24 protein-coding genes are annotated in these 21,027 nt (G+C 72.7%); 13 read left to right on the forward strand and 11 right to left on the reverse strand.

Annotated elements, in window-relative coordinates:
- The first annotated feature begins 84 nt into the window (after positions 1-84).
- On the forward strand, positions 85-1,392 hold the full coding sequence (locus H4O22_RS06815) for a carboxypeptidase-like regulatory domain-containing protein (protein WP_182526262.1): 1,308 nt from the start codon (positions 85-87) through the stop codon (positions 1,390-1,392).
- Between the two features lie 10 nt (positions 1,393-1,402).
- Here the strand turns inward: H4O22_RS06815 and H4O22_RS06820 are convergent, their stop codons facing one another.
- The 3 genes from H4O22_RS06820 to H4O22_RS06830 are packed head-to-tail and all read right to left on the reverse strand — an operon-like array spanning position 1,403 to position 2,946.
- A complete protein-coding gene (locus H4O22_RS06820) occupies positions 1,403-1,699 on the reverse strand; it encodes an AzlD domain-containing protein (protein WP_182526263.1) in 297 nt (98 codons plus the stop codon).
- Positions 1,696-2,385: an AzlC family ABC transporter permease gene (locus H4O22_RS06825; protein ID WP_182526264.1), complete on the reverse strand. Its 690-nt coding sequence runs from the start codon at positions 2,383-2,385 to the stop codon at positions 1,696-1,698. The genes H4O22_RS06820 and H4O22_RS06825 overlap by 4 nt, the downstream gene beginning before the upstream one ends.
- Before the next feature lie 6 nt (positions 2,386-2,391).
- On the reverse strand, positions 2,392-2,946 hold the full coding sequence (locus H4O22_RS06830; RefSeq protein ID WP_182526265.1) for a GNAT family N-acetyltransferase: 555 nt from the start codon (positions 2,944-2,946) through the stop codon (positions 2,392-2,394).
- A 55-nt stretch (positions 2,947-3,001) separates the two neighbouring features.
- Between H4O22_RS06830 and H4O22_RS06835 the strand changes: the two genes are divergently transcribed.
- Positions 3,002-4,000, forward strand: a complete 999-nt coding sequence (locus H4O22_RS06835) for an aldo/keto reductase family protein (RefSeq protein WP_182526266.1) — start codon at positions 3,002-3,004, stop codon at positions 3,998-4,000.
- 1 nt (position 4,001) lies between these two features.
- Here the strand turns inward: H4O22_RS06835 and H4O22_RS06840 are convergent, their stop codons facing one another.
- On the reverse strand, positions 4,002-4,835 hold the full coding sequence (locus H4O22_RS06840; RefSeq protein ID WP_182526267.1) for a hypothetical protein: 834 nt from the start codon (positions 4,833-4,835) through the stop codon (positions 4,002-4,004).
- A 7-nt stretch (positions 4,836-4,842) separates the two neighbouring features.
- Complete coding sequence (locus H4O22_RS06845) at positions 4,843-5,427, reverse strand: DUF3043 domain-containing protein (RefSeq protein WP_182526268.1); 585 nt, start codon at positions 5,425-5,427, stop codon at positions 4,843-4,845.
- Between the two features lie 164 nt (positions 5,428-5,591).
- On the opposite strand from H4O22_RS06845, the gene H4O22_RS06850 reads away from it, so the two are divergent.
- From H4O22_RS06850 to H4O22_RS06865, 4 genes are read left to right on the forward strand one after another with little or no spacing between them, the layout of a single operon-like run.
- Complete coding sequence (locus H4O22_RS06850) at positions 5,592-6,380, forward strand: PspA/IM30 family protein (RefSeq protein ID WP_182526269.1); 789 nt, start codon at positions 5,592-5,594, stop codon at positions 6,378-6,380.
- Between the two features lie 3 nt (positions 6,381-6,383).
- Positions 6,384-7,301 carry a zinc metalloprotease HtpX gene (htpX, locus tag H4O22_RS06855; RefSeq protein WP_182526270.1) on the forward strand — a complete coding sequence of 306 codons (918 nt, stop codon included), beginning with the start codon at positions 6,384-6,386 and terminating at the stop codon, positions 7,299-7,301.
- A gap of 13 nt (positions 7,302-7,314) precedes the next feature.
- Positions 7,315-7,908, forward strand: a complete 594-nt coding sequence (gene pspAB / locus H4O22_RS06860) for a PspA-associated protein PspAB (protein WP_182526271.1) — start codon at positions 7,315-7,317, stop codon at positions 7,906-7,908.
- Positions 7,905-8,663, forward strand: a complete 759-nt coding sequence (locus H4O22_RS06865; RefSeq protein ID WP_182526272.1) for a histidine kinase dimerization/phospho-acceptor domain-containing protein — start codon at positions 7,905-7,907, stop codon at positions 8,661-8,663. Before pspAB ends, H4O22_RS06865 begins: the two co-directional genes overlap by 4 nt.
- Positions 8,664-8,689: 26 nt before the next feature.
- Here H4O22_RS06865 and nadA read toward each other — a convergent pair whose 3' ends face one another.
- Both nadA and H4O22_RS06875 read right to left on the reverse strand, forming a co-directional pair.
- Positions 8,690-9,862 (reverse strand): quinolinate synthase NadA, encoded by a 1,173-nt coding sequence (gene nadA / locus H4O22_RS06870; protein WP_182526273.1) that lies wholly within the window; start codon positions 9,860-9,862, stop codon positions 8,690-8,692.
- Positions 9,863-9,902: 40 nt separating this feature from the next.
- Positions 9,903-10,784: a GNAT family N-acetyltransferase gene (locus H4O22_RS06875; RefSeq protein ID WP_182526274.1), complete on the reverse strand. Its 882-nt coding sequence runs from the start codon at positions 10,782-10,784 to the stop codon at positions 9,903-9,905.
- Between the two features lie 33 nt (positions 10,785-10,817).
- Here H4O22_RS06875 and H4O22_RS06880 point away from each other — a divergent pair, with 33 nt between their 5' ends.
- Together H4O22_RS06880 and erpA are read left to right on the forward strand one after the other, a co-directional pair.
- Positions 10,818-11,888: a glycerate kinase family protein gene (locus H4O22_RS06880; RefSeq protein ID WP_182526275.1), complete on the forward strand. Its 1,071-nt coding sequence runs from the start codon at positions 10,818-10,820 to the stop codon at positions 11,886-11,888.
- An 83-nt stretch (positions 11,889-11,971) separates the two neighbouring features.
- A complete protein-coding gene (gene erpA / locus H4O22_RS06885) occupies positions 11,972-12,334 on the forward strand; it encodes an iron-sulfur cluster insertion protein ErpA (RefSeq protein WP_182526276.1) in 363 nt (120 codons plus the stop codon).
- A gap of 407 nt (positions 12,335-12,741) precedes the next feature.
- Here the strand turns inward: erpA and H4O22_RS06890 are convergent, their stop codons facing one another.
- The gene (locus H4O22_RS06890) at positions 12,742-12,939 is read right to left on the reverse strand and encodes a hypothetical protein (protein WP_182526277.1); all 198 of its coding nucleotides are present in this window, start codon (positions 12,937-12,939) and stop codon (positions 12,742-12,744) included.
- Positions 12,940-13,003: 64 nt separating this feature from the next.
- Here H4O22_RS06890 and H4O22_RS06895 point away from each other — a divergent pair, with 64 nt between their 5' ends.
- Positions 13,004-13,987: a carbohydrate kinase family protein gene (locus H4O22_RS06895; protein WP_182526278.1), complete on the forward strand. Its 984-nt coding sequence runs from the start codon at positions 13,004-13,006 to the stop codon at positions 13,985-13,987.
- 3 nt (positions 13,988-13,990) lie between these two features.
- On the opposite strand, the gene H4O22_RS06900 is transcribed toward H4O22_RS06895, so the two are convergent.
- Positions 13,991-14,233, reverse strand: a complete 243-nt coding sequence (locus tag H4O22_RS06900) for a sulfurtransferase TusA family protein (RefSeq protein ID WP_244963139.1) — start codon at positions 14,231-14,233, stop codon at positions 13,991-13,993.
- Positions 14,230-15,408, reverse strand: coding sequence for a cysteine desulfurase family protein (locus tag H4O22_RS06905; protein ID WP_220451310.1), 1,179 nt, complete (start codon positions 15,406-15,408; stop codon positions 14,230-14,232). Before H4O22_RS06905 ends, H4O22_RS06900 begins: the two co-directional genes overlap by 4 nt.
- Before the next feature lie 97 nt (positions 15,409-15,505).
- Here H4O22_RS06905 and ctaC point away from each other — a divergent pair, with 97 nt between their 5' ends.
- From ctaC to H4O22_RS06925, 4 genes are all read left to right on the forward strand, one after another.
- Positions 15,506-16,447: an aa3-type cytochrome oxidase subunit II gene (gene ctaC, locus H4O22_RS06910; protein ID WP_182526279.1), complete on the forward strand. Its 942-nt coding sequence runs from the start codon at positions 15,506-15,508 to the stop codon at positions 16,445-16,447.
- Entirely contained in the window at positions 16,444-18,207 is a 1,764-nt protein-coding gene (gene ctaD / locus H4O22_RS06915) for an aa3-type cytochrome oxidase subunit I (protein WP_182526280.1), read from the forward strand. Before ctaC ends, ctaD begins: the two co-directional genes overlap by 4 nt.
- Positions 18,207-18,623, forward strand: coding sequence for a cytochrome c oxidase subunit 4 (locus H4O22_RS06920; protein ID WP_182526281.1), 417 nt, complete (start codon positions 18,207-18,209; stop codon positions 18,621-18,623). The genes ctaD and H4O22_RS06920 overlap by 1 nt, the downstream gene beginning before the upstream one ends.
- A gap of 113 nt (positions 18,624-18,736) precedes the next feature.
- Positions 18,737-19,963, forward strand: a complete 1,227-nt coding sequence (locus H4O22_RS06925; protein ID WP_182526282.1) for a L,D-transpeptidase — start codon at positions 18,737-18,739, stop codon at positions 19,961-19,963.
- On the opposite strand, the gene H4O22_RS06930 is transcribed toward H4O22_RS06925, so the two are convergent.
- Positions 19,950-20,984: an LLM class flavin-dependent oxidoreductase gene (locus tag H4O22_RS06930; protein WP_182526283.1), complete on the reverse strand. Its 1,035-nt coding sequence runs from the start codon at positions 20,982-20,984 to the stop codon at positions 19,950-19,952. The genes H4O22_RS06925 and H4O22_RS06930 overlap by 14 nt on opposite strands.
- Between the last annotated feature and the right edge of the window lie 43 nt (positions 20,985-21,027).

Below are 21,027 nucleotides of genomic sequence, written 5' to 3' on the forward strand. Positions count from 1 at the left end.
GTGCGATGGTTTCGACATCGCGCCGCTCGGGCGGCACGCTGTGCCCCGCCGGGTGACCGCCCGGGCACGCCTGGAAAGGTCCCCATGCGCCACGCTCCCCGCCGCACCACCGGTGTCGGCCTCGCTCTCGCCCTGCTGCTCTCGCTCCTGACGCCGCTGCTGGTCGCGTCCCCGGCCTCCGCCGCCGGCACCGGCTCGCTCACCGGCCGCGTGCTCGTCCAGCCCACCGGAGGCACGGCCACCGCGCCCCCGAACGGCGTCTGGGTCCAGGTCGAGTACAGCGCCTCCTCCTCCGAGCACAGCGACACCGATCTTGACCAGTTCCAGGTCGCAGCAGACGGGACCTTCAGGTTCACCGGCCTCGACAACGGGTGGTACTGGCTGCGCTTCGGCACCGCCGGCTACGCCAGCGAGTACTACGACAGCTCCAACGGCTACCACGACGCGACCCCGGTCGAGGTGCGCGGCGGCGCCGTGGCCCTCCCGAAGAACGTGGTGCTGGAGAAGTCGGGCGCCGTGGCCGGTCAGGTCACCGACGCCCAGGGGCGCCCGGTCGCGGGCGCGTCGGTCAAGGTCGCCACCAGCTCGAGCGCCGCAGGCGAGACCGTGGAGACCGACGCGAACGGCCAGTACGACACCGCCGCCGCCGGGATCACCCTGACGCCCGGCACCTACCACGCCGAGGCGAACCGGTGGGGCGACCTCGACGACGCGGTCTACCTGGCCGATTCCGCCCAGATCACTCTCGCCGCCGGTGAGGTGCACACCCACAACTTCAAGCTGACCGAGCGGCCGCGCGTGCTGGTGACGGTGCTGGGGCCGGACGGCACGCCGCTGGAGTCGGCGCCGCTCGACATCCAGGTCAAGCACCCGGACTTCGACAATGGCGACTGGGGCCCCATCCGGTACGGACCGAACGAGACCGACGCGCGTGGCCGCTACCGGTTCATCGACAACTTCGACGCGGCCAGGTTCCACGTCGGGCTCCCGGCCGGGTACGACGGGCCGGCCGCCGTCGGCGAGTGGTGGCAGGACGCCTACACCGCCAAGGACGCCCGCGTCCTGACCTTCCCCCGGGGCGTCGAGATGCTTCGCGAGATCACCGTCCGCCTCGACGTCGGCCGGCTGAGCGCCACGAAGCCGGTCGTCACCGGCAAGGCGCGCGTCGGGAAGGCCCTCTCCGCCCGCACGCCCGCGTGGGGGCCGGCGCCGGTGAAGCTGCGCTACACCTGGCTGCGGGGCGGCAAGCCGGTCAAGGGCGCGATCTCGGCGCGCTACAAGCTCACCCGCAAGGACGTCGGGCGGCGGATCTCGGTCCGGGTCACCGGCACCAAGCCGGGCTTCGCGACGCTCGCGCGCGCCAGCGCCAAGACCGCGAAGGTCAAGCGCTGACCGGGCCCGGCTAGAGCCGGACCAGGGCCGCGGTGGCGGCGGCGCCGAAGACCACGAGCAGGAACGGCGCCCGCAGCAGCAGCAGGACCACCGCGGCCCCGAGGCCGGCGGCCCGGGCGTCGAGCACGAGCCGCTGGCCGTCCGCGACGACCTGGACGGCGACCAGCGCGGCGAGCAGGGCGACGGGGATCAGCGCGGCCACCCGGCGTACGACGGGCCGCTCGAGCACGGCGGTCGGCACCGACAGGCCGGCGAGCTTGAGCAGGTAGCACCCGATCCCGGCGACCAGCACCGCCGCCCAGGTCATCGCTCGCTCCGGGACAGGACGCCCACCAGCAACGCGACCCCGCCGGCCGCGAGCACGGGGACGCCGGCGGGGGTCAGCGGCACCGCGCCGAGGGCGACCGCGACGGCGAGCAGCGCCACCAGGCGGGTGCGCGGCTCGCCGAGCCGCGGCCAGAGCAGCGCGAGGAAGGCCCCGCCGACCGCGGCGTCCAGCCCGTAGGTGCGCGGGTCCCCGAGCGCCTGGCCACCGACGGCGCCGGCGAGGGTGAACAGGTTCCAGAGCAGGAACACCGACCAGCCCGTCACCAGGAAGCCGGTGCGGGCGTGCGCGGTCGTCCCGCGCGTGACCGACATCGCCGTGGACTCGTCGATGACGAGGTGGGCGGCCCCGAGCCGGCGGACGCCGGTCCACGCCAGCAGGGGAGCGAGGCGCAGGCCGTAGAGGGTGTTGCGGGTGCCGAGCAGCAGTGCCGTCGCCGCGCCGGAGACGGGGGAGCCGCCCCCGGCCAGGACGCCGACCAGCGCGAACTGCGACGCCCCGGTGAACATCACCAGTGACAGCACGCAGGTCTGCGCGACGCTGAGGCCCGAGGCGACCGAGACCGCGCCGAAGGACACGCCGTACAGGCCGGTCGCGATGCCGACGCCGAGGCTGTCGCGGACGATCCCGGCGCGCTCCGGGTCCGGCTGCCGCACCACGGCCGACACCGGCGCCTAGACCAGGGCGGTGTGCAGGCGCACCTGCTTGACCAGCGTGGAGCCCTCGCCGTCGAGGTCGAGCTCGCGGTGCGCCCCGTCGGCGCCCCAGCCGGCCGCGACCAGGAACGCGCGCAGCGCGTCGTCGCTGGCGACGGTCCAGGTGACGGCGCGGGTGAACCGGTCGGCGACCATGGTGTCGGCGGCGGCCTGCAGCAGCCGTGAGCCGTGCCCCTTGCCGCGCTCGGCGGCGTCCACGGTCACCTCGGCGAGCTCGCCGTCGGCGACCGGGTCGAGGTCCGGGTCCGAGGCCGGTCCGGTGATCGCGAACCCGCACACCCGGTTGCGCTCGAGCGCGACGAGCACCCGGTTCCGGGCGTCCACGGGCTTCGTGAGCGCGGCGCGCCATGCCTCGGTCGCGGCGGCCACGGCCTCCGGCCCGGTCGGGAACGCCTCGGCCGGGACCAGCCCGCCGTACAGTTGCGGCCAGGCGCGCAGCTGGAGCGCGGCGATCGCGGGGGCGTCCTCGGCCCAGGCGACACGCACGGAGACGTCGGCGGTCGGGCTGCTCATGGCCCCATCCTCGCAGCCGCGGCGCCGGCGTGGACCGGCTGGCTAGGGTCAGGGCATGGAGTTCCGCAATCTCGGCAGGAGTGGCCTGAAGGTCTCGGCCATCTCGTACGGCAACTGGCTCACCCACGGCTCGCAGGTCGAGGAGGACGCCGCACTCGCGTGCGTCCGGCAGGCGCTGGAGGAGGGCATCACCACCTTCGACACCGCCGACGTCTACGCCAACACCGCGGCGGAGACCGTGCTCGGCAAGGCGCTGAAGGGCGAGCGCCGCGAGAGCCTGGAGATCTTCACCAAGGTCTACTGGCCGACCGGGCCGGGCGGACCCAACGACCAGGGCCTGTCGCGCAAGCACGTCCTGGAGGGCATCGACGGGTCCCTGCGTCGCCTCGGCACCGACCACGTCGACCTCTACCAGGCGCACCGCTACGACCACGGCACCCCGCTCGAGGAGACGATGGAGGCCTTCGCCGACGTCGTCCGCGCCGGCAAGGCGCTCTACATCGGCGTCTCGGAGTGGCGCGCCGAGGAGATCCGCGCGGCGTACGCGCTGGCCCGCGAGCTGCGCGTCCCGCTCGTCTCCAACCAGCCGCAGTACAGCATGCTGTGGCGGGTCATCGAGGCCGAGGTGGTCCCCACCTCCGAGGAGCTCGGGCTCGGCCAGGTCGTCTGGTCGCCGATCGCGCAGGGCGTGCTGACCGGCAAGTACCGGCCGGGGGAGCAGCCGCCGAGCGGCTCGCGGGCGACCGACGAGAAGGGCGGCGCCGACATGATCAGCCGGTGGCTGCGCGACGACGTCCTCGAGCGGGTGCAGCGGCTCCAGCCGATCGCCGCCGACGCCGGGCTGAGCATGGCCCAGCTCGCCGTCGCGTGGGTGCTGCAGAACGACAACGTCTCCAGCGCGATCATCGGCGCCAGCCGTCCCGAGCAGGTCACCGACAACGTCAAGGCCGCCGGGGTGCGCCTGGACGCCGACGTCCTCGCGGCGATCGACGACGCCGTCGGCCCGGTGGTCGAGCGTGACCCGGCGAAGACCCAGTCGCCGCCCCGCGACTGACTCAGGACACCTCGGACGCCCTCGCGGGCACCGCCTGGGCGTGGGTGAGCGCGACGGCCCCGGCCGTCGAGAGCACCAGCCCGAGGACGACCGACCACCACCAGCCGTCGCGGACCCCGTCGCCGAGCAGCACCACGCCCAGCAGCGCCGGCACGAAGGTCTGCATGACGATCATCGGCGCGGTGGTGGTCGTGATGCCGTCGCCGTGCATGCCGCGCGAGTAGAGCCAGAACGCGATCAGGCTCAGGGACGGTACGGCGAGCGCGGCGAGCACCACGCCGGTGTCGATCGGGGTGGTGACGCCGCGGACGGCGATCGCGGAGCCGGCGTACCCCAGGCCGGCGAGCGCGCCCAGGCCGGCGCCGTGCAGGCGACCGGCCAGCAGGGAGGCGACCGTGAGCAGGGCGACGCCCGCCCAGAGGGACGCGACGAAGGCGGTGGTGGTGACGACCTCGCCCGCGTCGCCCGCGCCGAGGGAGAGCAGCACCAGGCCGCCCGTGACCAGCCCGATCGCCGACCACTGGCGCGCGTCGAGGCGCTCGGCGAGGCGGCGCGAGGTGAACGCGGTGACCGGCAGGGACATCGCGATCGTCGCCTGCGCGAGGTAGAGCGGCAGCAGCCAGATGGCGACGGCGTGCAGCAGGAACCCGACCAGGTAGGCGACCAGGACCGCCCACGTCCACGGGTCGCGCACCGAGCGCGCCACGAAGGCGACCAGCCGGTCCGGCGCCGCACCGGTGCGTCGTACGCCGTGGGCCTGGGCGACCGCGGCGACGCCGAAGACGGCGGCGCTGAGCAGACCGGCCACCAGGCCGTAGACCTGGTCGCTGGTCACGGCGCGGTCAGCGGTAGGTGTCGGGGAGGCGCTGCCCGATCTTGACCTGGGACTTGGGCATCCGCATGAACTTCATCTGCAGGGCGCGGGTGATCGCGTAGTAGGTCGTCCCCTTGTGGCTCTCGTCGGGGAACCGCCGGCCGAGCTCGCGGCGCAGCCGGATCCGCAGGAAGACCATGTCGAGCACGATGAGCACGAAGGTCGCCAGCAGCATCACGCTGCCGAGGCTCATCAGCTGCTCGTTGCCGGAGTAGCCGAGGACCATCGAGAAGATCAGCAGCGGGATCATCAGCTCGATGAAGGAGAAGCGCGAGTCCACGAAGTCGCGCACGAAGCGGCGCACCGGGCCCTTGTCGCGCGGCAGGTAGTAGCGCTCGTCGCCGGACTTCATCGCCGCGCGGACCTTCTGGCTCGACTCCGCCCGCGCCTGCCGCTGGGCCTTGGCCAGCTCCTTGCGGTTGCGCGGGGTCTTGGCGCGCGCCCGGGCGGCCGCCTCGGCCTCCTTGCGGCTCGGCGTGGGGCGGCCCTTGCCGCCCGGCTTCGTGGTGACGGCCTCGGGCGAGGGGGTCTCGGTCTTGCTGCGACGTAACAACGGGGGCCTTCGGACGGGCTGACGGCGGGCTCGCCCAGCCTACCGGCCCGGATCGGAGCGTCCGCGCGAGCACCACACCGACGCCGGTCGCCAGGCCTTGGCGACCGGCTCTAGGGTGAGGACAACGGGGCAGCCGCACCGCATCACCACCGAGAGGGACCCCCATGAGCCTGATGAAGCGCATCAGCCTGATCTTCAAGTCGAAGGCCAGCAAGGCCCTCGACCGCGCCGAGGACCCGCGCGAGACGCTCGACTACAGCTACCAGCGGCAGATCGAGCTGCTGTCGAAGGTACGCCGCGGGGTGGCCGACGTGGCGACCAGCCGCAAGCGCGTGGAGCTCCAGGTCACCCAGCTCGAGCAGCAGGCGGCCAAGCTCCAGGGCCAGGCGCAGAAGGCCATCGACATGGAGCGCGAGGACCTCGCTCGCGAGGCGCTCACCCGCAAGTCGGCGCTGACCACCCAGATCAACGACCTGCGTGCCCAGCACGCCCAGCTCCAGGGCGAGGAGGAGAAGCTCACCTTGGCCCAGCAGCGGCTGCAGGCGAAGGTCGAGGCCTTCCGCACCCGCAAGGAGACGATCAAGGCGACGTACACCGCCGCCGAGGCCCAGACCCGGATCAACGAGGCGATGTCGGGCATCGGCGACGAGATGGGCGACGTCGGGCAGGCCGTGGAGCGGGCCGAGGACAAGACCGCGCAGATGCAGGCGCGGGCCGGCGCCATCGACGAGCTGATCGCCTCGGGCGCGCTCGACGACGTCAGCGCGGTCGGCCGCGGCGACGACATCGCCCGCGAGCTGGAGTCGATGAGCTCCCAGTCCGAGGTCGAGGACGAGCTGCGCCGGCTCAAGGGCGGGTCCGCCCAGCCCGCGGCGATCGAGCCCGGTGCCGGCGAGAACGGCGTGCGCTACGAGCAGCCGGCCACGGAACGACCGACCGAGGAGCCCCGCTGACGTATGGCCCACAGCCGCTTCGCCCCTGACCGGGGTCTCACCGCCCGGATGACGCTGGTGATGTTCCTGCTGGGCGCGCTGTTCGTCGCGCTCATCGTGGGCCTGATGTACGCGTTCAGCGGCTCGCCGCTCGCGCTGCTCATCGGGGTCGCCGGCCTCGGCATCGCGTGGTACCAGTGGTACTCCTCCGACACGGTGGCGATGCGCGCGATGCGGGCCCGGGAGGTCACCCCCCAGCAGGCCCCCGAGCTGCACGGCATGATCGACCGGCTCTGCGCGATGGCCGACATGCCCAAGCCGCGGGTCGGCATCGCGGACATGGCGATCCCCAACGCGTTCGCCACCGGTCGCTCCCCGAGCAGGTCCGTGGTCTGCGTGACGACCGGCATCCTCGGCACGCTGACCGCCGAGGAGCTCGAGGGCGTGCTCGCCCACGAGCTCTCCCACGTCGCCCACCGCGACGTGCTGGTGATGACCGTGGCGTCCTCGGCCGGCATCGTCGCCGGGATGCTCACCCAGGGAGCGCAGTACGGCGCGTTCCTCGGCGGCGGCCGGCGCGACAACAACAGCGCGCTGCCGGTGTGGCTGGTCGTGCTGCTGATCAGCATGGTGACCTACGCGGTCAGCTTCGTGCTGCTCAAGGTGCTCTCGCGCTACCGCGAGCTGGCCGCCGACCGCGCCGGCGCGTACCTCACCATGAAGCCGCAGGCCCTGGCCTCCGCGCTGCAGAAGATCACCGGCGAGATGAACACCATCCCGCAGCGCGACCTGCGCGCCTCGCAGTCGATGAACGCGTTCTTCATCGCCCCCGCGATCCGCGGCGTCTCGCTGCGCACGCTGACCTCGACGCACCCGAGCCTCGAGCAGCGGCTCGAGCAGCTCGCGCAGATCCAGGCCGACCTCGGACGCCGCGCCCCCTGATGGGCCTCCGCTGATGGGTCTCTGGGACTCGCTGATGGGGCGCTCGCGGCCGCGCCAGGCCAACCTGGACTCGCTGTTCCTGGTGCCGAGCGCGGCGATCACGCTGCAGACGACCCTGGGCCTGGTGCCCACCGGGGACGGCTCGGTCTGCTACCGCGGCGCCGCCGGGGTCGCGTTCGCGGAGACCGAGGACGAGGTCGTCGAGCTGCTGCGCAGCACCGGGGACGCGCCGGACGTGCGGGTGACCCGCGACGAGTTCGGCTACACCTGGGTCGAGGTCGACCGGGAGCCGGGCTCCGGCGTCGAGGGGCTGTGCACCGCGCTGCACGCCGTGAACACGGCGCTGGAGGCGCAGGGGTTCGGGCCCGGGCTGCTCTGCACGGTGGTGACGTTCGAGGACCCCACGGGGCGCACCCTGGGACTGGTCTACCTCTACAAGCAGGGCACGTTCTACCCGTTCGTGCCGACCGGCCCCCAGCAGCGCGACAACCTGATGGAGATCCAGGTGCGCAACGAGCTGGCCGAGGAGCTGCCCGTCGAGCAGGACCTCTCCCGCTGGCTGGCGATCTGGGGTGCGCCCGGGCTCCGGCCCGGGGGCGCCCGGTGAGCCTGCTCGCAGACAGCGACGGGGATCGGATCGCCCGGATCGGCCGGTACCAGGTCCTCGACCGGCCGCCGCGCGCCGACCTGGTCGCCCTCGTCGAGATCGCCGCCCTGGCCGCCGACGTCCCGATGGCCGCCATCACCCTGGTCACCGACACCGAGCAGCACCAGGTCGCGGCGGTCGGGTTCGACGGGTCGGTCTGCGCCCGCGCGGGCTCGATGTGCGACGTCGTCCTCGCCGGTGGCGAGCCGGTCGTGGTGGCCGACGCCGTCGCCGACCCGCGGTTCCGCGACGACCCGTCCGTCGCCGGCGCGCTCGGCGCGGTCCGCAGCTACGCCGGCCACCCGCTGGTCACGCCGGACGGCACGGCGATCGGCGCGCTCTGCGTCTTCGACACCCGCGCCCGCGAGCTGACCTCGGGACAGGCCCGCGCCCTGGCCGGGCTGGCCGACCGGGTCGTCGACCTGCTCGAGCTCGAGCTGCGCACCCGCGAGCTGACCGCCACGGTCGAGGACCTCCGGCGTGCCCAGGCTGAGCTGGAGCGCTCGAACGCAGCGCTCGCGGCCTTCGCCGGGCAGGTCAGCCACGACCTGCGCAACCCGCTCACCGCGCTGACCATGGCGCTGTCGATGCTCGACGAGGAGGGCGCGGACGAGGACGCCGGGCGGCGCTTCCTCCTCGACCGAGCCCGCAACGGCACCCGCCGGATGCAGCTGCTCATCGACGACCTGCTGACCGTCGCCCGGGTCGGCGACTAGCCGTACCCGGCCGCGGTGGCGGCCCGTCAGTCCTTGTGGGACCGGCCGGGCAGGTCGAGCATCCGCTGCAGGGCGACCAGCGCCCACTTCTCCGTCTCGGGGTCGACCTGGATCTGGTTGACGACGGTGCCGGCGACCAGGTTCTCCATCGCCCACACCAGGTGCGGCAGGTCGATCCGGTTCATCGTCGAGCAGTAGCAGACGGTCTTGTCGAGGAACGTGATCCGCTTGTCCGGGTGGGCGGCGGCGAGCCGCTTCACCAGGTTCAGCTCGGTGCCGATCGCCCAGCTCGACCCGGCGGGGGCGGCCTCGATCGTCTTGATGATGAACTCGGTGGAGCCGACGAGGTCGGCCTTGAGCACGACCTCGTGCTGGCACTCGGGGTGCACGAGGATCTGGACGTCGGGGATGCTCGCCCGCAGCTCGTCGACGACGTCGGGGGAGAAGCGCCCGTGCACGGAGCAGTGGCCGCGCCAGAGGATCATCTTCGCGTCGCGCAGCTCCTCGGCGGTGAGCCCGCCGTTCGGCTTGAGCGGGTTCCACACGACGCAGTCGTCGAGCGAGAGCCCCATCTTGAGCACGGCGGTGTTGCGCCCGAGGTGCTGGTCGGGGAGGAAGAGGACCTTCGCGTCCGGCTTCTGCGCGTAGGCCCACTCCAGCGCGACCTCGGCGTTGCTGGAGGTGCAGACGACCCCGCCGTTGCGGCCGCAGAACGCCTTGATGTCGGCGCTGGAGTTCATGTACGTCACCGGCACGACCGAGTCGGCGACCCCGGCCGCCGTCAGCGCGTCCCACGCGCTCTCGACCTGGCCGAGCCGGGCCATGTCGGCCATCGAGCAGCCGGCGGCGAGGTCGGGGAGGATCACCTTCTGGTCCGGCGCGGTGAGGATGTCGGCCGACTCCGCCATGAAGTGCACGCCGCAGAAGACGATGAACTCGGCGTCCGGGCGGCCCGCGGCGTCGCGGGCGAGCTTGAAGGAGTCGCCGGTGACGTCGGCGAACTGGATGACCTCGTCGCGCTGGTAGTGGTGGCCGAGCACGAAGACCCGGTCGCCGAGGGCCGCCTTCGCGGCCCGGGCGCGCTCGACGAGCGCGGGGTCGGAGGCGGCGGGCAGGTCGCCCGGGCACTCCACGCCCCGCTCGGAGGCGGGGTCCACGCCGCGCCCCAGGGGCAGCAGCGGCAGGTCGACGGTCGTCATGGTCGCATCGTATTCCTGTGCTCGGGCGGGGCCGCAAACGTCACAGCAGGGCACCGCTGTGAACGTACGGCGCCGGCGGATTCATCCCGCGCAGCGCGAGATAGCCCGCCTGGTGCAGCTGGAGCCGCGCGGCGAACCCGACGTCGAGCGCCCACTGGTTGGCTCCGGTGAGGTGCCGGAGCACCACCTCGTCCGGTCCCTCGGCCAGCGCGGCCCAGAGCAGCCGGGTCGCCGTGCGCCGGTTGGACGCCGCCAGCAGGGCCACCCGGCCGCGCTCGTCGAGGTAGGCGTAGCCCGACCCGGTGGAGGTGTCGGAGACCAGCAACCGCTGCTCGCGCAGCATCAGCTCGTGGTCGACGCCGTGGCCGGCGCCCCGCGTCGCGCGGTCGAGGGAGTCCATCAGGTCGACGTCGCCGCCGCTGCCCTCCCGGACCTTCTCGATCACGGGGAGCACGGACCGGTCGAGGGTCCCGGTGAAGTGCATCTGCGGGTGCAGCGCGAACCCCGCCTGGTGGTAGACCCGCGCCGCCCGCGGGTCCATCGAGGCCGAGAGCATCGCGCGGGTGCAGGCCTGCCCGTGGGTCATCGCCGCGGCCAGCAGCGGCTTGCCGATGCCCTGCCCCTGGCGCTGCGGCAGCACGGCGTACGTCGCCAGGCACCAGAGCGTCTCGCGGCGCAGCGACGTGGCCATCCCGACCGTCCCGGTGCCGTCCTCGGCCGCCCAGCACCCGCCCGGGTCGGTGCGCACGAGGTGGCTCGTGCGCTCCAGCCAGCGCCGGCGGTGCGCCGCGGACCGGTGCTCGGGCGCGGGGTCGCCCACCCGGCGCATCCGGGTCTCGAGCTCGAAGAACCCCTCGTCGCTGACGCGCTCGGCGTCCTCGACGTCGTCGAGGGTCATCGGCCGGATCAGGAGGTCGCCCATGCCTCGACCCTAGGGACCGGCCAGGATGGGCACATGCGCATCCTCGTCGCCCCGGACAAGTTCGCGGGCACGCTCACCGCCGTCGAGGCGGCGGACGCGATCGCGACCGGCTGGCGACGGCACGCGCCCGGGGACGAGCTCGACCTGGCGCCGATGTCCGACGGGGGGCCGGGGTTCGTCGACGTCCTGCACGCCGCCCTCGGCGGCTCGCTGCTCGCGGTCACGGTGCGCGGGCCGCTCGGCGTCGCCGTGCCGGCCACCGTCCTGCTGGTCGGCGACACGGCGTACGTCGAGAGCGCGCAGGCCTGCGGGCTGCACCTGACCGGCGCGGAGCGGGCCGAGGAGGCCACGACGTACGGCGTGGGGGAGCTGGTGCTCTCCGCCGCGGACGCCGGCGCGCGGACGGTCGTCGTCGGGCTCGGCGGCAGCGGCACCAACGACGGCGGCGCGGGGCTGCTCGCCGCGCTCGGCGCGACCGCCGACCGCCCGCTCGACCGGGGTGCGGCCGGGCTGGACGGCATCACCGAGGTGGTGCTGCCGGAGGTCCCGGTCCGCCTGGTCGCGGCCAGCGACGTCGACGCGACGCTCACCGGCCTCTTCGGCGCCACCAAGACCTTCGGTCCGCAGAAGGGCATCCCCGAGGAGCGGATGGCCCTCGTCGACGGCTGGCTCCAGCAGCTCGCCGCGGCGACCGACCGGCGTACCTCCCTGGAGAAGGGGGCGGGCGCCGCGGGCGGGCTCGGCTTCGCGCTCCTCGCCCTCGGGGCGACCCGGGCCCCGGGCATCGAGCTGGTCGCCGACGCCGTCGGGCTCGCCGCCCGGGCGCGCGCCGTCGACCTGGTGCTGACGGGGGAGGGCGCCTTCGACTTCTCCAGCCGCTCCGGCAAGGTGCCGTACGGCGTCGCGCAGGTCGCCGAGTCCGCGCTCCGCCCGTGCGTGGCGCTCGCCGGGCAGGTGCTGGTCGGTGCCCGGGAGATGCGGGCGCTCGGCGTCGAGTCGGCGTACGCGATGGTCGACCTGGTCGGCACCGAGCGCGCGTTCGCCGATCCCGCCGGCGCCCTCGCCGACCTCGCCGCGCGGGTCGCCCGCACCTGGTCGCACTGAGCCGCACGGGGGCCCGGGAATAACCCCCGGTGTGCGACCATTGAGCCAGTACCGACACCCCCCGCACCTATCTGGGAGCACACATGAGCGAGCAGGTTGACACCACCACGGAGCGGCGCACCGACCAGATCAACCTGAGCCCTGTGGCCGCGGGGAAGATCAGGAGCCTCCTGGACCAGGAGGGTCGCGACGACCTCCAGCTGCGGATCTCCGTGCAGCCGGGCGGCTGCTCGGGCCTGCGCTACCAGCTCTTCTTCGACGAGCGCACCCTCGACGGTGACGTCGTCACCGACTTCGACGGCGTGGCTGTCGTCGTCGACCGGATGAGCGTCCCCTACCTCAACGGCGCGATGATCGACTTCGTCGACTCCATCGAGAAGCAGGGCTTCACCATCGACAACCCCAACGCCACGGGCTCGTGCGCGTGCGGTGACTCCTTCCACTGAGTCGCTCCGCACCACTGCACCACCCAGACCCCCGCGCCGATCGGCGCGGGGGTCTGGTGCTGCCGGCCTGGAGGCGTTGGCTGGGAACATCAGGTTTCCCCGGTTCACCGGGGAAACTGCGCCGTCCCGGCTGCTGCGGTGCCTGGGTGGTTGCGCGGGAGGCTCGGAGTGCGGCCCGGGCCCCCGGGTGCGGCCACTTCTCAGGGTTTTCCTGACGTTCGGGGGCATCGCGATGGCCGGGAACATCAGGTTTCCCCGGTTCACCGGGGAAACCGCCACCGCCCAGCCGCCGGCTGCTGCAGCACCCGGACGAAGCTGCGGGAAGGGCCCGGGTGGGCGGTCGCCGCCGGGCTCCGCTGGGAGGAGCAGGGCCCGGCGACGACCGGTCAGGCGGGAATCGGGCGGGGTCAGTCGAGGTGCAGGTGCAGCGCGTTCGCGATCCGGGCCGCGGCCTCGGTGATCTCGATGTCGCGCTTGACGACCTCGCGCGGGTAGTCGTCGTACCGCAGCGAGGGAGCGGTCAGGTCCAGGCGCCGGGCGGCGGCCTCGCAGTCGGCGTGCATCTGCACGAGCGGGCCCAGGTCGTCGTACGCGTCGCGGCTCATGCGGACGACGCTAGGGGCTACTGCGGGGTAGCCCCACCAGTACCGACCGGTAGTGTTCGCTGACATGTCGCTGCTCATCGCGGGTTCCATCGCCACCGACCACCTGATGGGCTACGGGGGGAAGTTCTCCGACTCCCTGGTGGTCGAGCAGCTGGACAAGATCTCCCTCTCCTTCCTCGTCGACGACCTCGAGATCCGCCGTGGCGGCGTCGCCGCGAACATGTGCTTCGGCCTGGGCCGGCTCGGCCTGCGACCGGTGCTGGTCGGGTCCGCCGGCGAGGACTTCGCCGACTACCGCTCCTGGCTGGAGCGGCACGGCGTCGACTGCTCGTCGGTGCGGATCTCCGAGACCCGGCACACCGCCCGGTTCGTCTGCACCACCGACCCGACCGGCGCCCAGATCGCGTCCTTCTACCCCGGAGCGATGAGCGAGGCGCGGCTGATCGAGCTCGGCCCGATCGCGGAGCGGGTCGGCGAGCCGACGTACGTCCTCATCGGCGCCGACGACCCCGACGGGATGCTGCGCCACACCGAGGAGTGCCGCCAGCGCGGCTACCCGTTCATCGCCGACCCGAGCCAGCAGCTCGCGTTCAGCGGCGGCGAGCTGATCCGCGACCTGGTCGACGGGGCGACGATCCTGTTCTCCAACGAGTACGAGTCGCACCTGATCGAGCAGAAGACCGGCTGGTCCGCCGAGGAGGTCCTCTCCCGGGTCGGCACCCAGGTCACGACGCTCGGCGCGCAGGGCGTCCGGATCAGCCGCCGCGGCGAGCCGGACATCGTCCTGCCCGCGGCCACGAACGTCACCGCCGTCGAGCCGACCGGCGTCGGCGACGCGTTCCGCTCCGGCTTCCTCGCCGGCCTCGCCTGGGACGTCTCGCTGGAGCGCGCGGCCCAGGTCGGCTGCGTGCTCGCGGCGTACGTCGTGGAGACGATCGGCACCCAGGAGTACTCCTTCACCGCCGACCAGTTCCTCGGTCGGATCGAGGAGTCCTACGGGCCGGAGGCCGCCAAGGACCTCCAGCCGCACCTCAGCCTGGTGAAGTGACGCTCAGCTGAGCCGCCGCACCAGGTAGCGCGGCACCCCGTCGGCGGCGGCGTCCTCGCCGACGTACTCCTGCTGCCGCATCCGGCACCAGGCCGGTACGTCGTGGCGCGCGGCCAGGTCGGTCGCGACGACGGCGACCACCCCGCCGAGCGGCACCTCGCCCACCCGGCGGCCGAGCTCGATGATCGGCAGCGGGCAGAGCATCCCGCGGCAGTCCAGCTCGAGGTCGACGTGCTCGGCGCTCACAGGCCCGCGTCCGCCCGGATCCCGGCGACCACCTCGGGGAGCGCGGCGAGGAACCCGTCGACCTCGGCCTCGGTCGCGTCCCGTCCCAGGGAGACCCGCACGTTGCCGTGCGTCAGCGCGCCCATCGCGGCGAGCACCCGGCTCGGCTCGAGCGTGGAGGCGGTGCAGGCCGAGCCGCTCGCCACGGCGTACCCCCGACGCGACAGGCCCTCGACGAGGGCCTCGCCGTCGACGTAGAGGCAGGAGAAGGTCAGCAGGTGGGGGAGCCGGTCGACCGGGTCACCGACCACCTCGACGTCCGGCACCGCCCCGACGCCGGCGCGGAGCCGGTCGACGAGCGCCGCCTGCCGCGACGCCACGGCCTCGCCGTCGGCGAGCACGGCACGCAGCGCCGCGGCCGCGGCGAGCGCGGCCGGCACGTTCTCGAACCCGGCCACCCGCTCGTCGACCCGGTCGTCGAGCGGGAACGGCGTCGTCCACCGGGTGCCCTTGCGGACCAGCAGCACGCCGACGCCGGCGGGGCCGCCCCACTTGTGCGCCGACCCCGCCGCGGTCGACCAGCCCGCCGGCAGCGGGAGCCGGCCCATCGACGCGCAGGCGTCGACGAAGAGGGGCACGCCCGAACCGGCCAGCGCGGCCGCCACCTCGGCGACCGGCTGCACGGTGCCCACCTCGTGGTTGGCGGACTGGACGGCGACCGCCCCGACCCCCGGCTGCCCCGCGGCCCGGACCACCTCGTCCGGGGCCACGCGGCCGTGCCGGTCGACGGCGACCTCGACGGGGCTCTCGGGCCGGTCCGCGTGGTCGGCGCCGCGCGCCCACGCGGCCGCGTGCGCGACCGCGGAGTGCTCGACGGCGGTCATCACCACGCGGGAACCACGCTCGGGGCGCGCGGCGAGCAGGCCCAGCACCCCGCGGTGCACCGCGTCGGTGCCGGAGGCGGTGAACGAGACCTCGTCGGGCCGGACCCCGAGGCACTCCGCCACCACGGCGCGCGCGTTGTCGAGCACGAGCCGGGCGTCGCGGCCGGGGGAGTGCAGCCGCCGCGGATCGGCCCAGCCGCGGTCGAGCGCCGCCATCAGGACGTCCCGGGCCGCGGGGTGGAGCGGCTCCCCGGAGGCGGTGTCCAGGTAGGTGCGGGGGGGTACCCCGGACCGGTCCGCGGCATTTGTCACACGGGGAACCTACCGGGCGACCCGGCCCCGACGCCGGGGGGCGATTCGGATACTGTTCACGAGTACTTTGTGATCGCCCAAGAGGAAGGCTCCAGCGTTGAGTCTGCAACTCCCCCGGCACGCGACAGGGGGCCGCGGAGCCATCCGCCGTCTGCTCCTGCTCCCCGTGCTCGGTGTCAGCGTCGTGGTCCTGGCTGGTTGCGGCTCGGAGAACAGCGACGACTGGAAGCAGTTGGCGATGCCGGACCCGGTGACCGTCCAGGGCAAGCAGACGCTTGACCTGTGGCAGGGCGCCTGGGTCGCGGCCCTGGTCACCGGTCTCGTCGTGTGGGGGCTGATCTTCTGGGTCGTCGTGCGCTACCGCCGCCGCAGCGACGACGAGATCCCGATCCAGACGCGCTACAACCTGCCGCTGGAGATCTTCTACACGATCGCCCCGATCATGATGGTGATCGTCTTCTTCCAGCAGACCGTCGAGACCCAGAACGTCCTGCTGGAGCGCACCGACGACCCGGACCAGATCATCGAGGTCACGGCGCAGCAGTGGAGCTGGACCTTCAACCACGGCGTCGGCGAGGTCGACTACGCCGCCGACGAGGAGTCCGCGGACGACGAGTTCCCCTACGCCGAGTACGCCTACGTCGCCGGCACCGGGTCCGACATCCCGACCCTGGTCCTGCCGGTGGGGGAGACCATCCGGTTCAACCTGCACTCGCCCGACGTCATCCACAACTTCGGTGTCCCGACGTTCCTGTTCAAGATGGACGTCATCCCGGGTCGCGTGAACTCCTTCGAGATCACCACCAAGGAAGAGGGCTTCTACGCGGGCAAGTGCTTCGAGCTGTGCGGGGTCTACCACTCGCGCATGCTGTTCAACGTCGACATCGTCAGCCCCGAGAAGTACGACGCGTACGTCGAGACTCTGGTCGAGGAGGGGCAGGTCTCGCCGACCCCGCTCCTCGGCGGCGAGTACGCGGACAGCCAGGTCGGACTCGACTCCGGCCCCGAAGAAGACGACTCCGAGGGAGCGCAAGAGTGAGCGCCGCCGTCGCAGCCGGCCCCGTCGGGTCGACGCGCAAGTCCCTGGGCCAGCAGCTGGTCCGGATCATGACCACGACCGATCACAAGCTGATCGGCAAGATGTACCTGATCACGTCGTTCGCCTGGTTCCTGATCGGCGGACTGATGGCGCTGCTCATCCGGTCCGAGCTGGCGTTCCCGGGCAACCAGGTCGTCAACGACGAGCTGTACAACCAGCTCTTCACCATGCACGGCACGATCATGCTGCTGCTGTTCGCGACCCCCCTGTTCTTCGGGTTCGCCAACGTGATCATGCCGATCCAGATCGGCGCGCCCGACGTGGCCTTCCCCCGCCTGAACATGTTCAGCTACTGGCTGTTCCTGTTCGGTGGACTGATCGCCGCCTCGGGCTTCCTGACCCACTCCGGCGCCGCCAGCTTCGGCTGGTTCGCCTACACCCCGCTCAGCGACGCCGTGCGCTCGCCGGGCGCGGGCGGCGACCTGTGGATCATGGGTCTGTGGATGGCCGGTCTCGGCACCATCCTGGGTGCGGTCAACTTCATCACCACGATCATCTGCATGCGCGCCCCCGGCATGACCATGTTCCGGATGCCGCTGTTCACCTGGAACGCGCTGATCACCAGCCTGCTGGTGCTGATCGCGTTCCCGACGCTGGCCGGCGCGCTGCTGATGCTGGAGGCCGACCGACAGCTCGGCGCCCACGTCTTCGACACCGCCCACGGCGGACCGATCCTGTGGCAGCACCTGTTCTGGTTCTTCGGGCACCCCGAGGTCTACATCATCGCGCTGCCGTTCTTCGGCATCGTCACCGAGATCCTGCCGGTGTTCAGCCGCAAGCCGATCTTCGGGTACGTCGGCCTGGTCGGCGCCACGCTCGGCATCGCGATCCTGTCCGTGGCGGTGTGGGCGCACCACATGTTCCCGACGGGAGCAGTCGATCTACCGTTCTTCTCGGGCATGACATTCCTGATCGCGGTGCCAACAGGAGTGAAGTTCTTCAACTGGATCGGGACGATGTGGGGCGGGTCCCTGTCCTTCGACACCCCGATGCTGTGGTCGATCGGCTTCCTCACCACGTTCCTCTTCGGCGGCCTGACCGGCGTCATCCTGGCCAGCCCCCCGCTGGACTTCCACGTCACCGACTCCTACTTCGTGGTCGCGCACTTCCACTACGTCGTGTTCGGCACGGTGGTGTTCGCGATGTTCGCCGGGTTCTACTTCTGGTGGCCGAAGATGACCGGCCGGATGCTCGACGAGCGGCTCGGCAAGCTGCACTTCTGGCTGACCTTCGTCGGCTTCCACACGACGTTCCTCGTCCAGCACTGGCTGGGTGTCGAGGGCATGCCGCGCCGGTACGCCGACTACCTGCCCGGCGACGGCTTCACCACGCTCAACCAGGTCTCCACCATCGGTGCCTTCCTGCTGAGCGCGTCGACGCTGCCGTTCTTCTACAACGTCTACGTGTCCCGGCGCGGGCCGAAGGTGCTCGTCGATGACCCGTGGGGCTGGGGCCGGTCCCTGGAGTGGGCCACCAGCTGCCCGCCGCCGCGGCACAACTTCGTCTCCCTCCCGCGGATCCGCTCGGAGTCGCCGGCCTTCGACCTCCACCACCCGGAGATCGTCGCCATCGAGCTCGAGCAGAACCAGACGGCCGCCGAGGGCGGGCTCGCGGACGCGCCCGACATGAAGGGCCGCGCCGGGATGATCGACGACCGCACCGCTGACGGCACGACCGACACCACGGAGGGCAAGTCCTGATGAAGGCCGAGGCGTGGATCTTCGGGGCCTGCACCATCTTCCTGGTGCTGGTGACCCCGGCGTACTGGCTCGTGACCGAGGCCGGCAGCAGCGGCGGCGACTGGACCGGAACCTCGGCGCTGGCGATGACGACCCTGCTGACCGCGATGGTGACCCTCTACCTGGGCTTCCACGCGCGGAAGATGGACCCGCGGCCGGAGGACCTCAAGGAGGCCGAGATCGCCGACGGTGCCGGCGAGCTCGGGTTCTTCCCGCCGTACTCGTGGTGGCCGCTGTGGTGCGCCGCCACCCTCGGCTTCATGGTCTACGGCATCGCGATGGGTGCCTGGTGGCTCGTGATCATGGGCGGCGTCCTGGGCGCGGTGGCGCTGAGCGGGCTGGTCTTCGAGTACTACCGCGGGGAGCACGCGCACTGAGGCACGCCGCGGCTCCGGCCGTGGTTTCGGATTCGACGGGCGGGCGCGGTTAGGCTCTCAGGTGTTCGTCGACGGCTCGTCGTGCGGATGATCCGAGATCCTGGGAGTACCGCATGACCCTGAGCCGTACGCGCTCGGCGTTCGCCGCCGCGACCGCGCTCGCCCTGGCCGCCACCCTGACGGCCTGCGACGCCGGCTCGGCCACGCCGGGCTCCGATCCGGGTTCGTCCGCCGCCCCGGGGGCCGAGAGCGACGGTGCGGCCGAGGCCGCTGAGCCGCCCCGGCTGGTCACCAACGTGCGGGCCGGCGCCCAGGACGTGCCCGTCGACAAGGTCGTCGAGGTGCGCGCCGCGGGCGGCACCCTCCGCGGCGTCGACGTCTCCTCCGGGTCCGGACCGGTCCCCGGGGAGCTCGGTGCCGACGGCACCACCTGGACCGCGTCCGCGCGCCTCGAGCCCGGCACGTCGTACGCCGTGCGGGTGCGCGCCGAGGGTTCCGACGGCACGCCGGCCCGGCAGACGACCCGGTTCCAGACCCAGGACCTCAGCCTCGACCAGCAGACCTACCCGTCCGTGGCCCCGCTCGACGGGGAGACCGTGGGCGTCGGCATGCCGGTGGTCGTGGGCTTCGACGTGCCGGTGACCGACCGCGCGGCGATCGAGGAGAACCTCACGGTGACCTCCACGCCGAAGCAGGCCGGCGCTTGGCACTGGCTCAGCGACACCGAGGTGCACTGGCGCCCGAAGCGCTACTGGGAGGCCGGCACCGAGGTCGACGTCGACGTCGACATCAACTCCGTGCACGCCGGTGGCGGGGTCTACGGCCAGGAGAGCCGCCAGGTGGAGTTCGAGGTCGGCGCCGCCCACGTCTACCGCGTCGACGCCCGCACCCACCAGATGCGCGTGTTCTCCGACGGGGAGCTGCTGCGCTCCATCCCGATCACGCTGGGCAAGTCCGGCTTCACCACCCGCTCGGGCACCAAGGTGATCGTCGAGAAGTTCGAGACCCGGCGGATGAACTCCGAGACCGTCGGCATCCCCGCGGGCAGCTCGGAGGCCTACGACATCAACGACGTGCGCTACGCGATGCGGCTGACCTACTCCGGTGAGTTCATCCACGCCGCGCCCTGGTCCGAGGGCTCCCAGGGGTACGCCAACGTCAGCCACGGCTGCACCGGCATGAGCACCGAGAACGCCGCGTGGCTCTACGCGATGACCCGCCGCGGGGACGTCGTCGAGTACACCGGCACCGACCGCCCGATGACGCTCGACAACGGGTACGGCGACTGGAACACCTCGTTCGCGGACTACCGGCAGGGCTCGGCGCTCAGCGCCCGCTGACCAGCTCGCGCACCCGCGGCGCCACCTCGGTGCCGTAGAGCTCGACCGCCCGCATCAGGTGGTCGTGCGGCATCGGCCCGTTGCTGTACTTGAGGTCGAAGCGCTGGACGCCCAGCGCCCGCACGGTCGCCGCGATCCGTCCGGCCACGGTCTCGGGCGACCCGACGTACAGGGACCCGTGGTCGGCCTCGGCGTCGAACTGCTGCCGGGTCGCCGGCGGCCAGCCGCGCTCCCGCCCGATCCGGTCGCGGTTGGCCCGGAAGTGCGGCCAGAGCAGCTCGCGCGCCTCGGCGTCGGTCTCTGCGACGAAGCCGGGGGAGTGCACCCCGATCGGCTGGTCCGGCTGCCCGAGCTCGGCGAGCGCCCGGCGGTACAGGTCGGCGTACGGCGCGAACCGGGTCGGCTCGCCGCCGATGATCGCCAGCATCATCGGCAGGCCGTGGCGCGCGGTGCGGACGACCGACTCCGGTGACCCGCCGACCCCGACCCAGGTCGGCAGCGCGCCGGACGCCGTCCGGGGGAACACCTCGGCACCGCGGAGCGGCCCGCGGACGGTGCCCTCCCACGTCACCGGGCCCTCGGCGCGCAGCCGCGCGAAGAGGTCGAGCTTCTCGCTGAACAGCACCTCGTAGTCGGCGAGGTCGAAGCCGAAGAGCGGGAAGGACTCGGTGAACGAGCCCCGGCCCAGCGTGACCTCCGCCCGGCCCCCCGAGATCGCGTCGAGGGTGGCGAACCGCTCGAAGACCCGCACCGGGTCGTCGGAGCTGAGCACGGTCACCGCGCTGCCGAGCCGGATCCGGGTGGTGCGGGCGGCGATGGCGGCGAGCACGACCTCGGGGGCGGAGACCGCGTAGTCGTCGCGGTGGTGCTCGCCGACGCCGAACGCGTCGACGCCGACCCGGTCCGCCAGCACCCCCTGCTCCACGACGTCGCGGACCACCTGGGCGTGGGGGATCGGGGAGCCGTCGTGGGCGACGGTGACGTCGCCGAAGGTGTCGAGGCCGAGCTGGAGGGTGGTCACGGCCGGACAACGCACGAGGGCCCCGGGATCATCCCGGGGCCCT

The organism is Nocardioides dongkuii (assembly GCF_014127485.1).
Classification (GTDB): Bacteria; Actinomycetota; Actinomycetes; order Propionibacteriales; family Nocardioidaceae; genus Nocardioides; species Nocardioides dongkuii.